At 62.6% G+C, this 15,851-nt stretch carries 17 protein-coding genes; 7 read left to right on the top strand and 10 right to left on the bottom strand.

The features are described from left to right. Nucleotides 1-162: 162 nt before the first annotated feature. The 7 genes from ACQRAX_RS00805 to ACQRAX_RS00775 all read right to left on the bottom strand — a co-directional run bounded on the left by ACQRAX_RS00805 (nucleotide 163) and on the right by ACQRAX_RS00775 (nucleotide 5,408). The gene (locus ACQRAX_RS00805; protein WP_412037642.1) at nucleotides 163-1,176 is read right to left on the bottom strand and encodes a DNA topoisomerase IB; all 1,014 of its coding nucleotides are present in this window, start codon (nucleotides 1,174-1,176) and stop codon (nucleotides 163-165) included. 43 nt (nucleotides 1,177-1,219) lie between these two features. After that, nucleotides 1,220-2,308 (bottom strand): molybdenum ABC transporter ATP-binding protein, encoded by a 1,089-nt coding sequence (gene modC / locus ACQRAX_RS00800; RefSeq protein WP_412037643.1) that lies wholly within the window; start codon nucleotides 2,306-2,308, stop codon nucleotides 1,220-1,222. Nucleotides 2,309-2,311: 3 nt separating this feature from the next. After that, complete coding sequence (modB, locus tag ACQRAX_RS00795; protein ID WP_412037644.1) at nucleotides 2,312-2,992, bottom strand: molybdate ABC transporter permease subunit; 681 nt, start codon at nucleotides 2,990-2,992, stop codon at nucleotides 2,312-2,314. Further along, entirely contained in the window at nucleotides 2,992-3,750 is a 759-nt protein-coding gene (gene modA, locus ACQRAX_RS00790; RefSeq protein WP_412037645.1) for a molybdate ABC transporter substrate-binding protein, read from the bottom strand. The genes modB and modA overlap by 1 nt, the downstream gene beginning before the upstream one ends. A gap of 80 nt (nucleotides 3,751-3,830) precedes the next feature. Beyond that, a complete protein-coding gene (locus ACQRAX_RS00785; protein WP_412037646.1) occupies nucleotides 3,831-4,904 on the bottom strand; it encodes an NAD(P)H-dependent flavin oxidoreductase in 1,074 nt (357 codons plus the stop codon). A gap of 27 nt (nucleotides 4,905-4,931) precedes the next feature. Next, a complete protein-coding gene (locus ACQRAX_RS00780; protein ID WP_412037647.1) occupies nucleotides 4,932-5,102 on the bottom strand; it encodes a hypothetical protein in 171 nt (56 codons plus the stop codon). A gap of 3 nt (nucleotides 5,103-5,105) precedes the next feature. Then, nucleotides 5,106-5,408, bottom strand: coding sequence for a DUF1883 domain-containing protein (locus ACQRAX_RS00775; protein ID WP_038612501.1), 303 nt, complete (start codon nucleotides 5,406-5,408; stop codon nucleotides 5,106-5,108). Nucleotides 5,409-5,568: 160 nt separating this feature from the next. Here ACQRAX_RS00775 and ACQRAX_RS00770 point away from each other — a divergent pair, with 160 nt between their 5' ends. Beyond that, the gene (locus ACQRAX_RS00770; RefSeq protein ID WP_412037648.1) at nucleotides 5,569-5,919 is read left to right on the top strand and encodes a hypothetical protein; all 351 of its coding nucleotides are present in this window, start codon (nucleotides 5,569-5,571) and stop codon (nucleotides 5,917-5,919) included. Nucleotides 5,920-5,955: 36 nt separating this feature from the next. Here ACQRAX_RS00770 and ACQRAX_RS00765 read toward each other — a convergent pair whose 3' ends face one another. Next, nucleotides 5,956-6,612 (bottom strand): HAD family hydrolase, encoded by a 657-nt coding sequence (locus tag ACQRAX_RS00765; RefSeq protein WP_412037649.1) that lies wholly within the window; start codon nucleotides 6,610-6,612, stop codon nucleotides 5,956-5,958. Between the two features lie 76 nt (nucleotides 6,613-6,688). On the opposite strand from ACQRAX_RS00765, the gene lexA reads away from it, so the two are divergent. From lexA to ACQRAX_RS00745, 4 genes are read left to right on the top strand one after another with little or no spacing between them, the layout of a single operon-like run. After that, nucleotides 6,689-7,309 carry a transcriptional repressor LexA gene (lexA, locus tag ACQRAX_RS00760; RefSeq protein ID WP_412037650.1) on the top strand — a complete coding sequence of 207 codons (621 nt, stop codon included), beginning with the start codon at nucleotides 6,689-6,691 and terminating at the stop codon, nucleotides 7,307-7,309. Further along, nucleotides 7,309-7,926, top strand: a complete 618-nt coding sequence (gene imuA, locus ACQRAX_RS00755; RefSeq protein WP_412037651.1) for a translesion DNA synthesis-associated protein ImuA — start codon at nucleotides 7,309-7,311, stop codon at nucleotides 7,924-7,926. Before lexA ends, imuA begins: the two co-directional genes overlap by 1 nt. Nucleotides 7,927-7,932: 6 nt before the next feature. Next, on the top strand, nucleotides 7,933-9,348 hold the full coding sequence (locus ACQRAX_RS00750) for a Y-family DNA polymerase (RefSeq protein WP_412037652.1): 1,416 nt from the start codon (nucleotides 7,933-7,935) through the stop codon (nucleotides 9,346-9,348). Next, nucleotides 9,324-12,431 (top strand): error-prone DNA polymerase, encoded by a 3,108-nt coding sequence (locus ACQRAX_RS00745; RefSeq protein ID WP_412037653.1) that lies wholly within the window; start codon nucleotides 9,324-9,326, stop codon nucleotides 12,429-12,431. Before ACQRAX_RS00750 ends, ACQRAX_RS00745 begins: the two co-directional genes overlap by 25 nt. A 50-nt stretch (nucleotides 12,432-12,481) precedes the next feature. Here the strand turns inward: ACQRAX_RS00745 and ACQRAX_RS00740 are convergent, their stop codons facing one another. Both ACQRAX_RS00740 and ACQRAX_RS00735 read right to left on the bottom strand, forming a co-directional pair. Continuing rightward, nucleotides 12,482-13,303 (bottom strand): aldo/keto reductase, encoded by an 822-nt coding sequence (locus ACQRAX_RS00740; protein WP_412037654.1) that lies wholly within the window; start codon nucleotides 13,301-13,303, stop codon nucleotides 12,482-12,484. Continuing rightward, nucleotides 13,291-14,196: a LysR family transcriptional regulator gene (locus tag ACQRAX_RS00735; RefSeq protein ID WP_412037655.1), complete on the bottom strand. Its 906-nt coding sequence runs from the start codon at nucleotides 14,194-14,196 to the stop codon at nucleotides 13,291-13,293. Before ACQRAX_RS00735 ends, ACQRAX_RS00740 begins: the two co-directional genes overlap by 13 nt. 137 nt (nucleotides 14,197-14,333) lie before the next feature. On the opposite strand from ACQRAX_RS00735, the gene ACQRAX_RS00730 reads away from it, so the two are divergent. Next, entirely contained in the window at nucleotides 14,334-15,032 is a 699-nt protein-coding gene (locus ACQRAX_RS00730; protein WP_045183840.1) for a CoA transferase subunit A, read from the top strand. A gap of 36 nt (nucleotides 15,033-15,068) precedes the next feature. Further along, entirely contained in the window at nucleotides 15,069-15,725 is a 657-nt protein-coding gene (locus tag ACQRAX_RS00725) for a CoA transferase subunit B (protein WP_412037656.1), read from the top strand. Nucleotides 15,726-15,851: the final 126 nt, after the last annotated feature.

Below are 15,851 nucleotides of genomic sequence, written 5' to 3'. Positions count from 1 at the left end.
GAACACAGATTCTGTTGTGAGTCTTTAGTCGCAGGTGCCCGAAGGGGCGTTTAAGCCTTGCGCAGCAGCGAATGCTGCTCACACCCGCAAGCATAGGGGGCTTGAGCGGATATGGGAAATTTCTCTGCATGTTATGGGAACTGAGGTCAATTGGATCCTTTTTCAAGGGCTGCAAAGACGTTGCAGAAACAGTCTCAGGCGCACTTCTTCAACCTCCAGACCCTTACGTTTACGTGCGGCCGGTAGCTTGGCCAGCTCGCCGCGGGCAAACCCCTCAAACAATGCGGGGTGAATGTAGCAGCGACGGCATACTGTTGGTGTGTTGCCCAGGCGCGAAGCCACGTGCTTGACCGTGTCGACGATCTGTCGACGTGCTTCTGGTTCCGGTTGCCATTGCAATTTGCGCAAGCGGCTCAGAGCCAGGGTGCTACCGGCCCAGGTGCGGTAGTCCTTGGCGGTGAAGTCGCTACCGGTGAGCTGTTGCAAGAAGGCATTGACGTCCGCTGAGCCGACACAATGGCGTTGTCCTGATTCGTCTTGATACTGAAACAAGTCTTGGCCTGGCAGGTCCATGCAGCGCTTGATCAGGTTGGCCAGACGGCGGTTGCGCAGGGTCACCTGGTGCTCGATGCCACTCTTGCCGCGAAAGCTAAAGCGGATTGCACTGCCCTGGACCTTGACATGACGGTTGCGCAAGGTGGTCAGACCGAAGGAGTTGTTGTCGCGGGCATACTGGCGGTTACCGACGCGGATCAATGTGCTGTCGAGCAGGCTCACCACCAGGGCCATGACTTTCTCGCGGTCCAGGCCCGGACGCGCCAGTTGACTGTCCAGTTGCTTGCGTAGCTTGGGCAGCACCTCGGCGAAGGCCAGCATGCGTGCGTATTTGTGACTGTCACGAAAATCACGCCACTGCGCATGGTAGCGGTATTGCTTGCGCCCGCGAGCGTCACGCCCGGTCGCTTGCAGGTGACCTTGTGGGTCAGCGCAGATCCATACGTCGCTATAGGCGGGGGGAACGGTCAGGGCCTTGATGCGTTCCAGAGTCCCGGGGTCGCTGATGCGCTGGCCATCGATATCGATATAGATAAAGCCGCCGCGCGATTTTTTACGGCGCAGGCCGGGTTGCTTGTCGTCGACATAATGCAGGCCAGCGGGCAGGGCAGTATCGGGCATGGCGCAGGTCCAGTCGCGGGGGCTTGATCTATGGACCGCGCCATCAACCCAACAGTGCCACCGACTTGATCTGTGCCACCAGCTGCTGGCCTGTGTGCAGGCCCAGCTGGTCGGCCGAATAGCGGGTGATGCGTGCCAGTAACACGCTGCCGGCGGCATCCAGGCTCACCAGCACATGGGCACTGTTGTCTGCCGGCTGGTGGCCGCTGACCCGCACCGGCAGGCGGTTGAGGATGCTCGAATGGCTCTCATGGGCCAGGCTCAGACTGACATCGCGGGCCTGAATTTTGAGCCGCAAGGCGCTGCCCAGGGCCAGCGGTGCATGTGCCAGACGCAACTCCAGAGCGCTACCAGGCAGTTTCAGGCCCAGTAACTGGTAGTCGCTGTCGTAGCTGCTGACCTGGCCCTCGATGATCACTCCAGCGTCGTCGCCCTGGGCCAAGGGCAGGTCAAGGCGGGCGAGGGTGGCGGCAATCGGGCCACTGGCCTGGACTGTGCCTTGCTCCAGCAGCACCAGGTGGTCCGCCAGCCGGGCCACTTCGTCTTGAGCATGGCTGACATAGATCAGCGGGATTTGCAGTTCATCGTGCAGGCGCTCCAGGTACGGCAGGATTTCGCGTTTGCGCGGGCCGTCGAGAGCTGCCAGAGGTTCGTCCATCAGCAGTAGTTGCGGGCTGCTGAGCAAGGCCCGGGCGATGCCCACGCGTTGCGCTTCGCCGCCCGACAAGGTGGCGGGCTTACGCTCGAGCAGGTGTTCGATGCCCAGCAGTGCGCAGGCCTGGTCGAGGCTGACCTTGCGCGCCTGGGCCGCGACACGGCGCCAGCCGAAGGTCAGGTTACCGTGCACGGTCAGGTGCGGGAACAGGCTGGGCTCCTGAAATACGTAGCCGATCGGGCGCAGGTGCGCCGCGATGAAATGCCCGCGTTGCGAGTCTTGCCAGATCTGCCCGTTGACTTCGATGTAGGCCTCGGACGCCCGTTCCAGGCCCGCCAGGCAGCGTAGACACGTCGTCTTGCCCGAACCCGAGTGGCCGAACAAGGCGCTGATACCACGGCCGGGCAATTGCAGGTCAACGTCCAGATTGAAGGTGTCACGAGCGACTTTGAGCCGGGCATGAATCATCTTGGGCATGACTCAGCTCCAGGCCGTCTTGCCCCGGCGGCTGGAGTACAGCGCCAGTAGCACGAGGAAGGAGAATACCAGCATGGCGCCGGCCAGCCAGTGTGCTTGCAGGTACTCCATGGCTTCGACATGGTCGAAGATCTGTACTGACACGACGCGGGTCTGGTTCGGGATGTTGCCACCGATCATCAGTACCACGCCGAACTCACCCACCGTATGGGCAAACCCGAGGATACTGGCGGTAATGAAGCCCGGGCGGGCAAGCGGCAATACGACATGGACAAAACTATCCCAAGGGCTGGCCCGCAGGGTGGCCGCCACTTCCAATGGTCGCTCGCCGATGGCGCTGAAGGCATTTTGCAGCGGTTGCACGACAAAGGGCATGGAATAGATCACCGAGCCGATCACCAGGCCACTGAAGCTGAATACCACGGTGCCCAGCCCCAGAGCTTCGGTGGTTTGACCGATCCAGCCATTGGGCCCCAGGGCGAGCAACAGGTAAAAACCAATCACCGTCGGTGGCAGCACCAAGGGCAGGGCGACCACGGCACCCACAGGCCCGCGCAGCCACGAGCGTGTGCGCGCCAGCCACCAAGCGATGGGGGTGCCGACCAGCAACAGGATGAGGGTGGTCAGGCTGGCCAGTTTAAAGGTCAGCCAGATGGCGCCCAGGTCGCTGGCATCCAGTGGCATCAGATTTGGTAACCGTAAGATTTGATCACTGCCGCGGCTTTCGGACCTTTGAGGTACTCGACCAGGGCTTTGGCTGCGGCGCTGTCTTTGCCTTTGTTGAGGATCACGGCGTCTTGCTTGATCGGCTCATGCAGGTTGGCCGGGACAATCCAGGCCGAGCCTTCGCTGACTTTGCCGTCCTTGTAGATTTGCGACAGTGCTACAAAACCCAGCTCGGCATTGCCGGTAGAGACGAACTGGAAGGCTTGGGTGATGCTCTGGCCTTCAACGAGCTTACCCTTGGTGGCATCGGTCAACTTCAGTTTGTCCAGTACCTGGGTGGCGGCCAGGCCATAAGGCGCGGCTTTCGGGTTGGCGATGGACAGGTGCTTGAATTGGCCCTTTTTCAGGACCTCGCCTTTGTCATCGACATAGCCAGGTTTAGCCGACCACAACGCCAGGGTGCCAGTGGCATAGGTAAAGCGCGAGCCCTTGACGCTGTCGCCTTCGCTTTCCAGCTTGGCTGGGGTGCTGTCATCGGCAGCCAGGAACACTTCGAATGGCGCGCCATTTTTGATCTGCGCATAGAACTGCCCGGTAGCGCCATAGGCGGCGACCAGCTTGTGACCGGTGTCTTTCTCGAAGTCTTTGGCGATGGCCTGGATTGGGGCGGTAAAGTTGGCCGCGATAGCAACCTGGACCTCATCGGCCCAGGCACTATTGATGGTCATGAACGTGGCCAGGGCGGCCAGGGCAAAACGAGATGCGCACTTACTCATGAAACACAGCTCCATGGGGTGAAGGGAATCGCTATGTACGCAAATATATAGCGAATTCTCGACAAACGGAAAGCACTGCGTTAACGCCGCAATTGAGTAAGGGCTTGTTCTGCCAGGCCACGGGTCAGTTCGCCTGCTGGCAAAGCCCGGGCCAGGCGCGCCGCTTGCCCTGCCCAGAGATTGCTGAAGTCGCTGTTGCCGCTGGGCTCACTGAGCGCGCGCAGCGGCATCAGCGCGCCGCCGGCCAGCGGAAAATGCGGGGCCAGCGCGCTGATCGGTCCCAGCTCACGCATGATCCGGGTGCTGATGCCGCGGGCAGGGCGCCCGGTAAACAGGTTGGTCAACGCCGTGTCACTGTCTTTGGCGGTTTTCAGCGCCTGGCGATGGGCTGCGGACACCTTGGCTTCTGGGCACAACAGGTAAGCGGTACCCAATTGCACGGCGCTGGCACCGAGGGCCAGAGCGGCGACGATACCGCGATGGTCACCGATACCACCGGCGGCGATGACTGGCACGCTCACCGCATCGACCACCTGCGGCACCAGGGCGAGGGTGCCAACCTGGGTGTTGAGGTCGTGGCTCAAGAACATCCCGCGATGACCACCCGCTTCATAGCCCATAGCGATGATCGCGTCGCAACCGTGCTGCTCCAGCCAGATCGCTTCATCGACGGTGGTGGCGCTGGACAGTACTTTCGCCCCTGTGGCCTTGACCCGCGCCAGCAAGCTGGCCTCGGGCAAGCCGAAATGGAAGCTGACCACGGCGGGTTTGTACGCTTCGATCAACTGGCAGGTGGCGTCGTCGAATGGCGCGCGGTTGGACACTGGGGTCGGCGCAGCGTAATCGGCGCCCAGTTCGTCATAGTAAGGTTTGAGCGCCTGCTTCCAGGCGGCATCGCGGGCCGGATCGGGCTGCGGCGGTTGGTGACAGAAGAAATTGACATTCAGTGGCGCGCTGCTGGCCTGGCTGAAGGCCTGCAGTTCGGCGCGGATCTGCTCCAGGCTCAACGTCGCACAAGGTAATGACCCCAGGCCACCGGCATTGCTCACGGCAATGGCCATGGCGGAACCGGTGGAACCGGCCATGGGCGCTTGAAGAATTGGCAGTTCGATGCCCAGCAGATCGAGAAGGCGGGTGTCTGGCCAATGGCTCATGCCTGGGGTTCCTTGTGCACGGTATTATTACAGGGCTTTGCTCACCTTGATGTCGGTGATTTTTTTCGCGTCTTCGCCGTGGAGTTTCTCCAGGGCGGCTTGCACTTCTTGCGGTGCATCACTGCACATCTGGGCGAAATCGAAGCGTTGTTCGCCGTCAAGCTTGTATTTGATGACGTACTTGGTGGTCTGGCTCATGGCTTATCTCAGTTTCGACGACGAACGGCGGATGAACTTGATCTTGTGGGTGAAGGTCGGTTTGGTCACGGCCGACAATGCACGCGGGCCCACGGTGTCGATGGTGATGTTCCAGAAGCCGGTGCTGGGTACGGTAATCTTCGCCGGGAAGTCGACAAACGCGCCGCCGTGGTAGGTATGACGCCCGCCATTCTTGAAGCTGCGGAAGTTGGCGTCGTTCATCAGGCGGATATTGCAGCGCTGGGAACACTCGATGACGACGATGTCGTCTTCGTTGAGGTGCTCGCGCTGGTGTACGAATTTCATGTTGCTCTCCGCAATGGATCTTTGGGCAAATGAAAACGATACCATGATCAACGGTTACACTGTCGCCCTTCGTGCCTGGCCCAAGATAAATCTGCCAATTAAGGGAGCAAAATGGTCTGGGCGCGGTCTGAGTCTTTTTCCGTGGTGGAGGTGTAGCTTGATGAAGTGGGTTGTAGCGGCGTTGGCTGTGACATTAGGTGGTTGCGTCAGCGTCTCGGAGCTTGAGCATTCGCCGGAAACGTTGAACGTGATTTCTGGCAAAAAGCCCCAGGAGTACGCCACCTGTGTGCAGGAGCACCTGGCCGAAAGCCGTGGGCCTCTGGAAGTCGAACAGCGTCATGACGGTTTGCGCCTGGTCGTTCCGCAAAAGGTCGGCGGTGGCCCTGCTGCACTGGTCGACATCAATGAGCGTGGCAGTGGCAGCAGTATCAAACTCTACGAGCGCCTGAACAATTTTCCGTTGCGCCTGGGTGATGTGAAGACAGCAGCGACGCGTTGTATTTCTGGCTGAGTCAGGCATGTAGCGTGTCGCCAGCGCCGACAGATTCTAAACTGACATCCGTTCAATCAGCGCCCACAACTGCGGATCGTCAAAGTCTGCCACCACCAACCGCGCGCCCGCTGCGAGCAGCGCTTCAGGCGCTTGGCTGGTGGACACACCGACGGTAAAGATCCCCGCCTGGCTGGCCGCGGTCACCCCCGGCAGCGAATCCTCGAACGCTAGCGCATGACTGGCCCGCGCCTGCAGGCACTCAAGGCCTGTGAGGTAGGGCAGGGGGTCGGGCTTGGCCCGTGGCAATTCCTCCGCCACCAGCACATGGGCAAAACGCCCAGTCAGGCCCATGGCAGCGAGCATATGCACGGCATTGGCCCGTGGCGCATTCGTCACCACAGCCATGCCCAGGCCTGCCTGCTCACCATGCTCGAGTAGCCGGAGCAACCCGCTCATGGGTTGCAACGTCGGTGACAGTGCCCGAAAGCGTGCCTCTTTGCGCTCAGCGAACGCCTGATGCTCGGCCAGCGACTGATTGGGGAACAGGTAACGACACAGGTCTGCATTGGCCCGACCGCTGATATGGGCATTGAACTGCGCCTCGGTCAACACCCGGCCTTCCTCCAGCAATAACTGTTGCATGGCCAGCAGGTGGAGTTGGTCGGTATCGGTCAGGGTACCGTCGAGATCGAACAACAAGGCTTCAAGCATTCTAAGGATCCGCTGCAATGGCCGCTCATCATAACCGATCATAGGGGCTGGTCAGTGTGCGCCAAAAAGAGTACAAATGTACTCCATGAACAGATTATCGCCCAAACGCAGCGCCATCCTCACTTTCATCCGTGAGCGGATTGCCGAGCATGGCCAGCCGCCGAGCCTGGCCGACATCGCTACCGCCTTCGGCTTTGCCTCGCGCAGCGTGGCGCGCAAGCATGTCCAGGCCTTGACTGAGGCCGGCTTCATCGAGGTCACGCCTAACCAGGCGCGGGGCATTCGCCTGGCCGGTGTCTCGCGTCGCCCCGAGGTTCTGGAGATCCCGGTGCTGGGCCAGGTGGCCGCAGGGCGGCCCATCGGCCCCGACGTCGACATCCACGAACAACTCATGCTCGACGCCCAGTTGTTCAGCCGCGCGCCTGACTACCTGCTCAAGGTGCGCGGCGACTCGATGATCGACGACGGTATCCTCGACGGCGACCTGGTCGGCATCAAGCAACAGGCACAGGCCCGCGATGGGCAGATCATCGTCGCCCGGCTTGATGGCGAAGTAACCATCAAACGTTTCGAGCGGATCAGCGCCCAGCAGTACCGTCTGCTGCCGCGCAACCCGGCCTATGCGCCGATCGAGGTCGGCCCTGGCCACGAGTTCTTCATTGAAGGCGTATTCTGCGGCCTGGTGAGGCGCGGCTGATGGGCGCGGTAGTCAGCCTCGACGGTCTGCTCGACCAGCAACGGGTCTGGAAGGGCCGCCCGCAGGCCCAGCCTCAGAGCCTGCAGCCCACCGGCCATGCACTGCTGGATGCGGCGCTGCCAGGTGGCGGCTGGCCGCCCGGCGCGCTTACCGAGGTGTTGCTGGCCGCCGAGGGCTGCGGCGAGCTGCAATTGCTCTGGCCCAGCCTGGCGCGCCTGACGGCCAGCGCAGAGCGGGTGGTGTTGATCGCACCGCCGTTCATTCCCTATGCGCCGGCCTGGCAGGCGGCCGGGGTCGACCTGCAGTGGCTGACCTTGGTCGAGACAGCGCCAACTGAGGTGCTCTGGGCCGCCGAACAATGCCTGCGTTCGGGCAGCTGTGGCGCGGTGCTGTGCTGGCCGCACAAGGCAGATGACCGCGCCTTGCGCCGTTTGCAGGTAGCCGCTGAAAGCGGCCAGACCCTGGCCTTTGCCTTGCGTCCTTTGCAGGCAGCGCTGAACCCTTCACCGGCGGCGTTGCGCATTGCCATTGATGCTCGTCCGGCCCAGTGGCGGGTGCTCAAGTGCCGCGGCGGCCTGGCGCCGGTGCTGCCCATTGCCTGCCCCGGGCGAGGCTGATGGATCATGCTTTGGGCCTGTATCCTGCTGCCGCAGCTGGCACTCGACGCGGTGCTGCGCGGGCGTCCCGACTCCGACGCGCCGCTGGTGCTGCTCAGTGGCCCACCTCAGCGTCGCGTGTTGCAGGCCGTCAACCCGGCGGCGGCGGCCTTGGGCCTGCGCGCCGGGCAACCGTTGACCACCGCTCAGGCGCTGGCGGGGCATTTCACCTGCGTTGACCATGACCCGGCGGCTATCGACGCGCTGCAGCAACTACTCGCCGCCTGGGCTTATCAATTCAGTTCTCAGGTCAGCCTGCATTACCCGCGGGTACTGGTGCTGGAGGTCGAGTCCAGCCTTGGTCTGTTTGGCCCCTGGCCTGCATTCGAAGCGCGTTTGCGCGCCGAACTGACGGCCCTGGGGTTTCGTCACCGGATTGTCCTGGCCAGCAACCCGGTGGCGGCGCGCATGCTCGCCAACTGTCACGATGGCCTGGCGCTCGAGTGCCCCGAGCAAACCCGCGCTGCGCTTGAGCAGTTGCCCATCGACCGGGTTGGGTTGCCTGCGCAGGCAGCCAGCGCCTTTGCCCGCATGGGCCTGCAGCGGCTCGGCCAGGTCATGGCGTTGCCGCGTGAGGCTGTGGCCCGGCGTTTTGCCGCGGAGGTGCAACTGCACCTGGACCGCCTGCTGGGGCTGCGGCCCATGGCCTTGACCTTCTACTTGCCGCCGGATCGTTTCGATGTTCGCCTGGAGCTGAATTTCGATGTTGAGTCGCACCAGGCCTTGTTGTTTCCGCTGCGCCGCCTGATCAACGACCTGACGGCGTTCCTGGCGGGGCGCGACAGTGGCGTGCAGCGTTTTACCCTGCACCTGGAGCACGCTGAAGGGCCTGACACCTGCGTTAACGTCGGGCTGCTGGCCGCCGAACGTGACCCGCTGATGCTTTTCGAGCTGGCCCGTGGGCGCCTTGAGCAGCTGCAACTGACGGCACCGGTGCGCAACCTGCGCCTGCAGGCCGAAGACCTGCCGGCCTTTGTGCCGCAGCATGGCCAGCTGTTCGATCCACGGCCGCAGCAGAACCAACCTTGGGAGCAACTGCGCGAACGCCTGCGCGCACGCCTGGGTGATAGCGCAGTGCATAGCGTGTCGGCCCAGGCCGATCATCGACCGGAATGCGCCTGGCGCCTGGACAACGCTGCCAGGTTGGCGCCCGTCACACCTGCAACGCTGCGCCCAGGCTGGTTGCTGGCCGAGCCCCAGGCTTTGACGGGCGTGGGCGTGCAACTGCTTACCGGGGCCGAACGGATCGAGTCTGGCTGGTGGGACGGTGGTGATGTGCGGCGCGACTATTACCGGGTACAGACCCCGACCGGGCTGTATGCCTGGGCCTATCGCAACCTTGGCGAAGACGGGCCGCTGTGGCTGCAGGGGTGGTTTGCATGAACACGCCAGCGGCCTATGCCGAACTGCACTGCCTGTCGAACTTCAGCTTCCAGCGCGGTGCCTCCAGCGCCCAGGAGCTGTTCCAGCGCGCCCGCCAACAGGGCTACCAGGCACTGGCAATCACTGACGAATGCACCTTGGCCGGGATCGTCCGGGCCTGGCAGGCGGCGAGGGCGGTGGAGCTGCCATTGATTGTCGGCAGTGAAGTGCGCCTGCACGAAGGGCCCAAACTGGTGCTGCTGGCAGAGAACCTGATCGGTTACCAGCACCTGTGCCGGCTCATCACCCTAGGGCGGCGCCGGGCGCAGAAGGGCAGCTATCAACTGCTACGTGAAGACTTCGATGTGCCGCTGGAGGGTTTGCTGGCCCTGTGGGTGCCCGACGAAGGCGACCAGGACCTGGCGCTCGGTCACTGGTTGCGCGAACGTTTTGCCGAACGCCTGTGGTTGGCGGTGGCGTTGCACCGCGGCGCCGACGATGGTGTGCGCCTGCCACGGCTGCTGGCGTTGGCCGCTTCTCTGGGCATTCCTGCCGTGGCCACGGGCGATGTGCACATGCATGCCCGCGGGCGGCGTGCCTTGCAGGACAGCATGACCGCGATCCGTCATCACTGCAGCGTGGCCGAGGCCGGCCAACGCCTGTTCGCCAACGGCGAGCGGCACTTGCGACCGTTGACGCAACTGGCCGAGCTGTACCCGCCGGCCTTGCTTGAAGAAACCCTGCGCATCGCCGCCCGTTGTCGTTTCGACCTCAGCCAACTGCGCTACCAGTACCCTCGCGAGCTGGTGCCTGGCGGGCAGACCGCCAGCGGCTGGTTGCGCCACCTATGTGAGCAGGGGCAACGCTGGCGTTGGCCGGGAGGTCTCGAAGACAAGGCACGCCAAGCCCTGGAGCACGAGCTCGAGCTGATTGCCGAGCTGAACTACGAAAGCTATTTCCTCACCGTTCACGACATCGTCCAGTTTGCCCGCGGTCAGGGCATTCTCTGCCAGGGCCGCGGTTCGGCGGCCAACTCGGTGGTGTGCTATGTGTTGGGCATCACTGAGCTGGACCCGATGCACAGCCACTTGTTGTTCGAGCGTTTCCTCTCCCGCGAGCGTGATGAGCCGCCGGACATTGACGTTGACTTCGAGCATGAGCGGCGTGAAGAAGTGCTGCAGTACGTGTTCACCCGCTACGGTCGCCACCGCGCAGCCCTGACTGCGGTTGCCAGTACCTACCATGCCGCTGGCGCGGTGCGTGACATTGCCCGGGTGCTCGGCTTGCCGGTGGCGCAGATCAATGCCCTGGCAGATTGTTGCGGGCGCTGGAGTGATCGCTTGCCAGCGCCGGAGCAGTTGCGTGAAGCCGGTTTTGATCCCGACAGCCCGTTGCTGCGCCGGGTGCTGGCGCTTACCGCCGAGCTGATCGGCTTCCCTCGGCACTTGTCCCAGCACCCCGGTGGCTTCGTGATTTCCGAGCAGCCGCTGGACAGCCTGGTGCCGGTGGAGAACGCCGCCATGGAGGGGCGCACGGTGATTCAGTGGGACAAGGACGACCTTGACCTGGTTGGCCTGCTCAAGGTCGATATTCTCGCCTTGGGCATGCTCAGCGCCTTGCGCCGCTGTTTCGACCTGCTGTACCGCCACCGCGGCCGTGAGCTAACCCTGGCGACGATCCCCGCCGATTGTGCGGCAACCTACGAAATGATTGGCCGCGCCGACACGGTCGGGGTGTTCCAGATTGAGTCGCGAGCGCAGATGGCCATGCTGCCGCGGCTCAAGCCCAAGGACTTTTATGACCTGGTGATCGAGGTGGCCATCGTCCGCCCCGGGCCGATCCAGGGCGATATGGTCCACCCGTATTTGCGCAGACGCCAGGGCCTGGAAGACGTGAGCTATCCCTCCGAAGCCTTGAAGAACGTCTTCGAGCGCACCCTGGGCGTGCCCTTGTTTCAGGAACAGGTGATGGAGCTGGCGATGGTCGCTGGCGGCTATTCGGCGGGTGAGGCCGATCAGTTGCGCCGGGCCATGGCAGCCTGGAAGCGTCATGGAGGGTTGGAACCGCACCGCGAACGGCTGATCAGCGGCATGCTCGCTAACGGCTACAGCAGCGAATTCGCCGAGCGTATCTTCGAGCAGATCAAGGGCTTTGGCAGTTATGGCTTTCCCGAGTCGCATGCGGCCAGTTTCGCCTTGCTGACCTACGCCAGTTGCTGGCTCAAGTGCCATGAGCCGGCGATCTATGCCTGTGCACTGATCAATAGCTGGCCGATGGGCTTTTACAGCCCCGACCAGATTCTTCAGGACGCCCGTCGGCACCGGATCGAGATCCGCGCGGTGGATGTCTGCCACAGCGACTGGGATTGCAGCCTGGAGCCGGGGGCAGGGCAGGCCTTGGCGATTCGTCTGGGCTTGCGCCAGATTCGTGGTTTTCGCCAGCAGGATGCCGAGCGTATCGAGCGGGCCCGCGCTGAGTATGGCTGGCGTGATGTCAGTGATCTTTGCCTGCGGGCGCAACTCGATGCCCGTGCCCGCGAACTGCTGGCCGATGCCGGTGCCTTGCGTGGGCTGGCCAGCGATCGTTACCGGGCGCGCTGGAGCGTGGCGGCGGTGCAGGCGCAGTTGCCGTTGTTCGCGGGCATCGAGGCGCCAGTGGAGGCACCGGTGAGCTTGCCGCAGCCCTCGGTGAGCGAGGACATGTTTGCCGATTACGCCAGTGTCGGCACCACCTTGGGGCCGCATCCGCTGAGCTTGCTGCGGCGTCGCCTCAACGCTCTGGGCTGCCGCAGTTCTCGAGCTTTAGAGGATGCTGAGCATGGCGACAAGGTCAGCGTGGCGGGGTTGGTAACCGGGCGCCAGCGCCCGGGAACGGCCAGTGGCGTGACCTTTGTCACCCTTGAAGATGAGTTTGGCAATGTCAATGTCGTGGTCTGGCGTGACCTGGCCGAGCGCCAGCGGCGGGCCTTGGTCGGTTCGCAGTTGTTGCGCGTGAGTGGGCGCCTGGAGTGCGAGAGCGGGGTGCGCCACCTGATTGCCCAGCGCCTGGAGGACCTCAGTGTTCTGTTGCAGGGGTTGGATGTGCGCAGTCGGGATTTTCGTTGAGTGCAGGGGGCTGCTATGCAGCCCATCGCCGGCAAGGCCGGCTCCTACATTCAAACCATCGCTAAATGCTGCTTGCGCGTCGGCACGGCAAAGGCGCGGTCGATAGCGCGCAGGTCTTCGCTGTTGAGGGTCAGGCTGGCCGCCGCCGCGTTCAAGCGCACATGCTCAGGATTTACCGCTTTAGGGATAGCAATCACATCGTCATGGCGCGTTACCCAGGCCAGGCTCACCTGCGCCGGCGTTGCACCATGGCGCTCGGCAATTTCGATCAGGGTAGGGTGTTTGAGTAAACGCCCGGCCTGGGCCAACGGACAGTAGGCCATGGTGGGCAACTGGCGCTTGTGGCTCCAGGGCAGCAGGTCGAACTCGATACCGCGTTGGGCAGGGTTGTACAGCACCTGGTTGGCGGCGCAGTCGGGGTTGTGCAGTTCGCGCAGGTCATCGACATCAAAGTTCGACACGCCCCAACGGCCGATCTTGCCCGCCTCGCGCAAACGCTCGAAGGCCTCGACGGTTTCCTCCAGTGGGTACTGGCCGCGCCAGTGCAGCAGGTACAGGTCGATATGATCAGTGCCAAGGCGCTTGAGGCTGCGCTCGCAGGCTGCTGGAATACCACTGCGGCTGGCATTGTGCGGGTAAACCTTACTGACCACGAATGCCTGCTCGCGGCGCCCGGCGATCGCTTGGCCGACCACCTCTTCAGCCCCACCTTCGGCGTACATCTCAGCGCTGTCGATCAGTGTCAGGCCCAGTTCGATGCCTTGTTGCAGCGCGGCCACTTCACGGCTGCGTTGGCCCGGGTCTTCACCCATGTACCACGTGCCCTGGCCGATGGCCGGAACGTTTTTGTCGGCAAGTTTCACTGTGCGCATGACACCTCCTGATAGCGGGAATGTTCTTGTAATAGATCGAGCAGCGCCTGAGCCGCTGCCGAGAGTTTATGGTCAGCCAGCAGTGAGACGCCAATACGTCGCTCGATGATCGGGTCGACCAGCGCTACACAGCGCGCGCCGAGTTCCTGCATCTGGCCGATGCATAAAGCCGGCACCGCACTGACCCCCAGGCCGTTGGCAACCATGCGGCCGATGGTCGATAGCTGATGACTCTCGAACGCCACTGCCAGTTTGCCGTGCTCGGCTGCCAGGTGCTGCTCCAGCAACAAGCGCACCGCCGAGGGGCGCTGCAAGGCGATGAAGTCTTCGGCGAGCAATTGGTGCCAGCTCACTTCAGCTTGCTGGGCCAACGGTGAATCGGTTGGCACCACGGCGACAAAACGGTCCAGGTACAGCGGCTTGAACAGCATTGGCGCGCTCGCCTCAGGTTCAATGCCGATGCCCAGTTCGACGCGGCGGTGACGGACCAGTTCCAGTACTTGCTCGTTGATCACGTCATGCACGGTGACGTTGACCCGCGGGTAGCGCTGGCGAAACACCTTGAGCACTGTCGGCAGCAGATTACCGGCATAGGCCGGCATGGCGGCAATCGACACCCGCCCCAGTTGCAAGGTAAAGCGCTGGCGCAGCAGCTCCTCGGTGTTGTCCCAGTCGGCCAGCAGTTGCCGGGCCAGTGGCAGCAACACCTCTCCCTCGGGGGTCAGGCTGACGCTGCGGGTGGTGCGGCTGAGCAAGGCGCCGCCGAGGTTGTCTTCCAGCGCCTTGATGGTCAGGCTCAGGGCTGGCTGCGAAAGGTGCAGGTGTTCGCCGGCCTGGGCAAAGCTCTGGTATTTGGCAACGGTGACAAAGGCGCGCAGCTGCTTGACGTTCATCGGCGTGGTCTATTCTTTTGAAAAATTTATCAAACAATCATAAAAACAAAATTAACAAATAAGTCTGTAGAGGTGAAGATGGGCCACACGCTCGCCGACACCCCTGTCGGTTCAACAACTACAAAAGGCGGATCAGCATGGCCGGACTGGACAAGCGCGTAGCAACCTATGAACAGGCTCTTGAAGGCCTGACAGACAACATGACGGTACTGGCGGGTGGTTTCGGCCTGTGCGGCATCCCGGAAAACCTCATCAACGAGATCAAGCGCCGTGGCGTCAAGGGCCTGACTGTGGTCTCGAACAACTGCGGCGTCGACGGCTTTGGCCTGGGGGTGCTACTCGAAGATCACCAGATCCGCAAAATGGTCGCCTCCTATGTCGGTGAGAACGCCGAGTTCGAGCGCCAGCTGCTCAGCGGCGAACTGGAAGTGGAACTCACCCCGCAAGGCACCCTGGCCGAGAAAATGCGCGCAGGCGGTGCCGGCATCCCGGCGTTCTTCACCGCTACCGGTTACGGCACGCCGGTTGCCGAAGGCAAGGAAGTACGCGAGTTCAATGGTCGCAAGTACATCCTGGAAGAAGCCATCACTGGCGACTTCGCCATCGTCAAGGGCTGGAAGGCCGACCACTACGGCAACGTGGTGTACCGCAACACGGCGCAGAACTTCAACCCGCTGGCCGCTACCGCCGGCAAGATCACCGTCGTCGAAGTCGAAGAGATCGTCGAGCCGGGCGTTCTGCTGCCTACCGAGATCCATACCCCGGGTATCTATGTCGACCGGGTGATTGTCGGCACTTTCGAGAAGCGTATCGAAAAACGCACCCTCAAAGCCTGAACCGTCCCCGAACAGAACAACAAAGAGATCCTGACCATGGCACTTACCCGCGAACAAATGGCCCAGCGCGTCGCCCGCGAACTCAAGGACGGCTACTACGTCAATCTTGGCATTGGCATTCCGACCCTGGTGGCCAACTACGTCCCGGCCGATATGGACGTCATGCTGCAATCGGAAAACGGCCTGCTCGGCATGGGCGAATTCCCCACCGAAGCACAGCTGGATGCTGACATGATCAACGCCGGCAAACAAACAGTGACCGCTCGCACCGGTGCGTCGATTTTCAACTCCGCCGAATCCTTTGCAATGATCCGCGGTGGGCATGTCGACCTCACTGTGCTCGGCGCCTTCGAGGTGGATGTGCAAGGCAACATCGCCTCCTGGATGATCCCTGGCAAGCTGGTCAAGGGCATGGGCGGGGCGATGGACCTGGTGGCCGGTGCCGACAACATCATCGTCACCATGACCCACGCCTCCAAGGACGGCGAGTCCAAGTTGCTGCCACGCTGCAGCCTGCCACTGACCGGCGCCGGCTGCATCAGCAAGGTGCTCACCGACCTGGCCTACCTTGAGATCGAAAACGGCGCCTTCATCCTGCGTGAGACTGCGCCAGGGGTGACGGTGGAAGAGATCATCGAGAAGACGGCCGGCAAACTGATCGTGCCGGACGATGTGAAGGAAATGACCTTCTGATCTGATTGTTGCATTACTTGCTCAGGCCCTATCGCCGGCAAGGCCGGCTCCTACAGAAGAACCACGCATTCTTTTGCAGGAGCCGGCCTTGCCGGCGATGGGGCCTGTAGTCGTTCCAATAAAACC

Source organism: Pseudomonas sp. UM16, assembly GCF_050312595.1.
Taxonomy (GTDB): domain Bacteria; phylum Pseudomonadota; class Gammaproteobacteria; order Pseudomonadales; family Pseudomonadaceae; genus Aquipseudomonas.
Note: the sequence above shows the minus strand (reverse complement) of the source record. Positions and strands in the feature narration are given on the sequence as shown.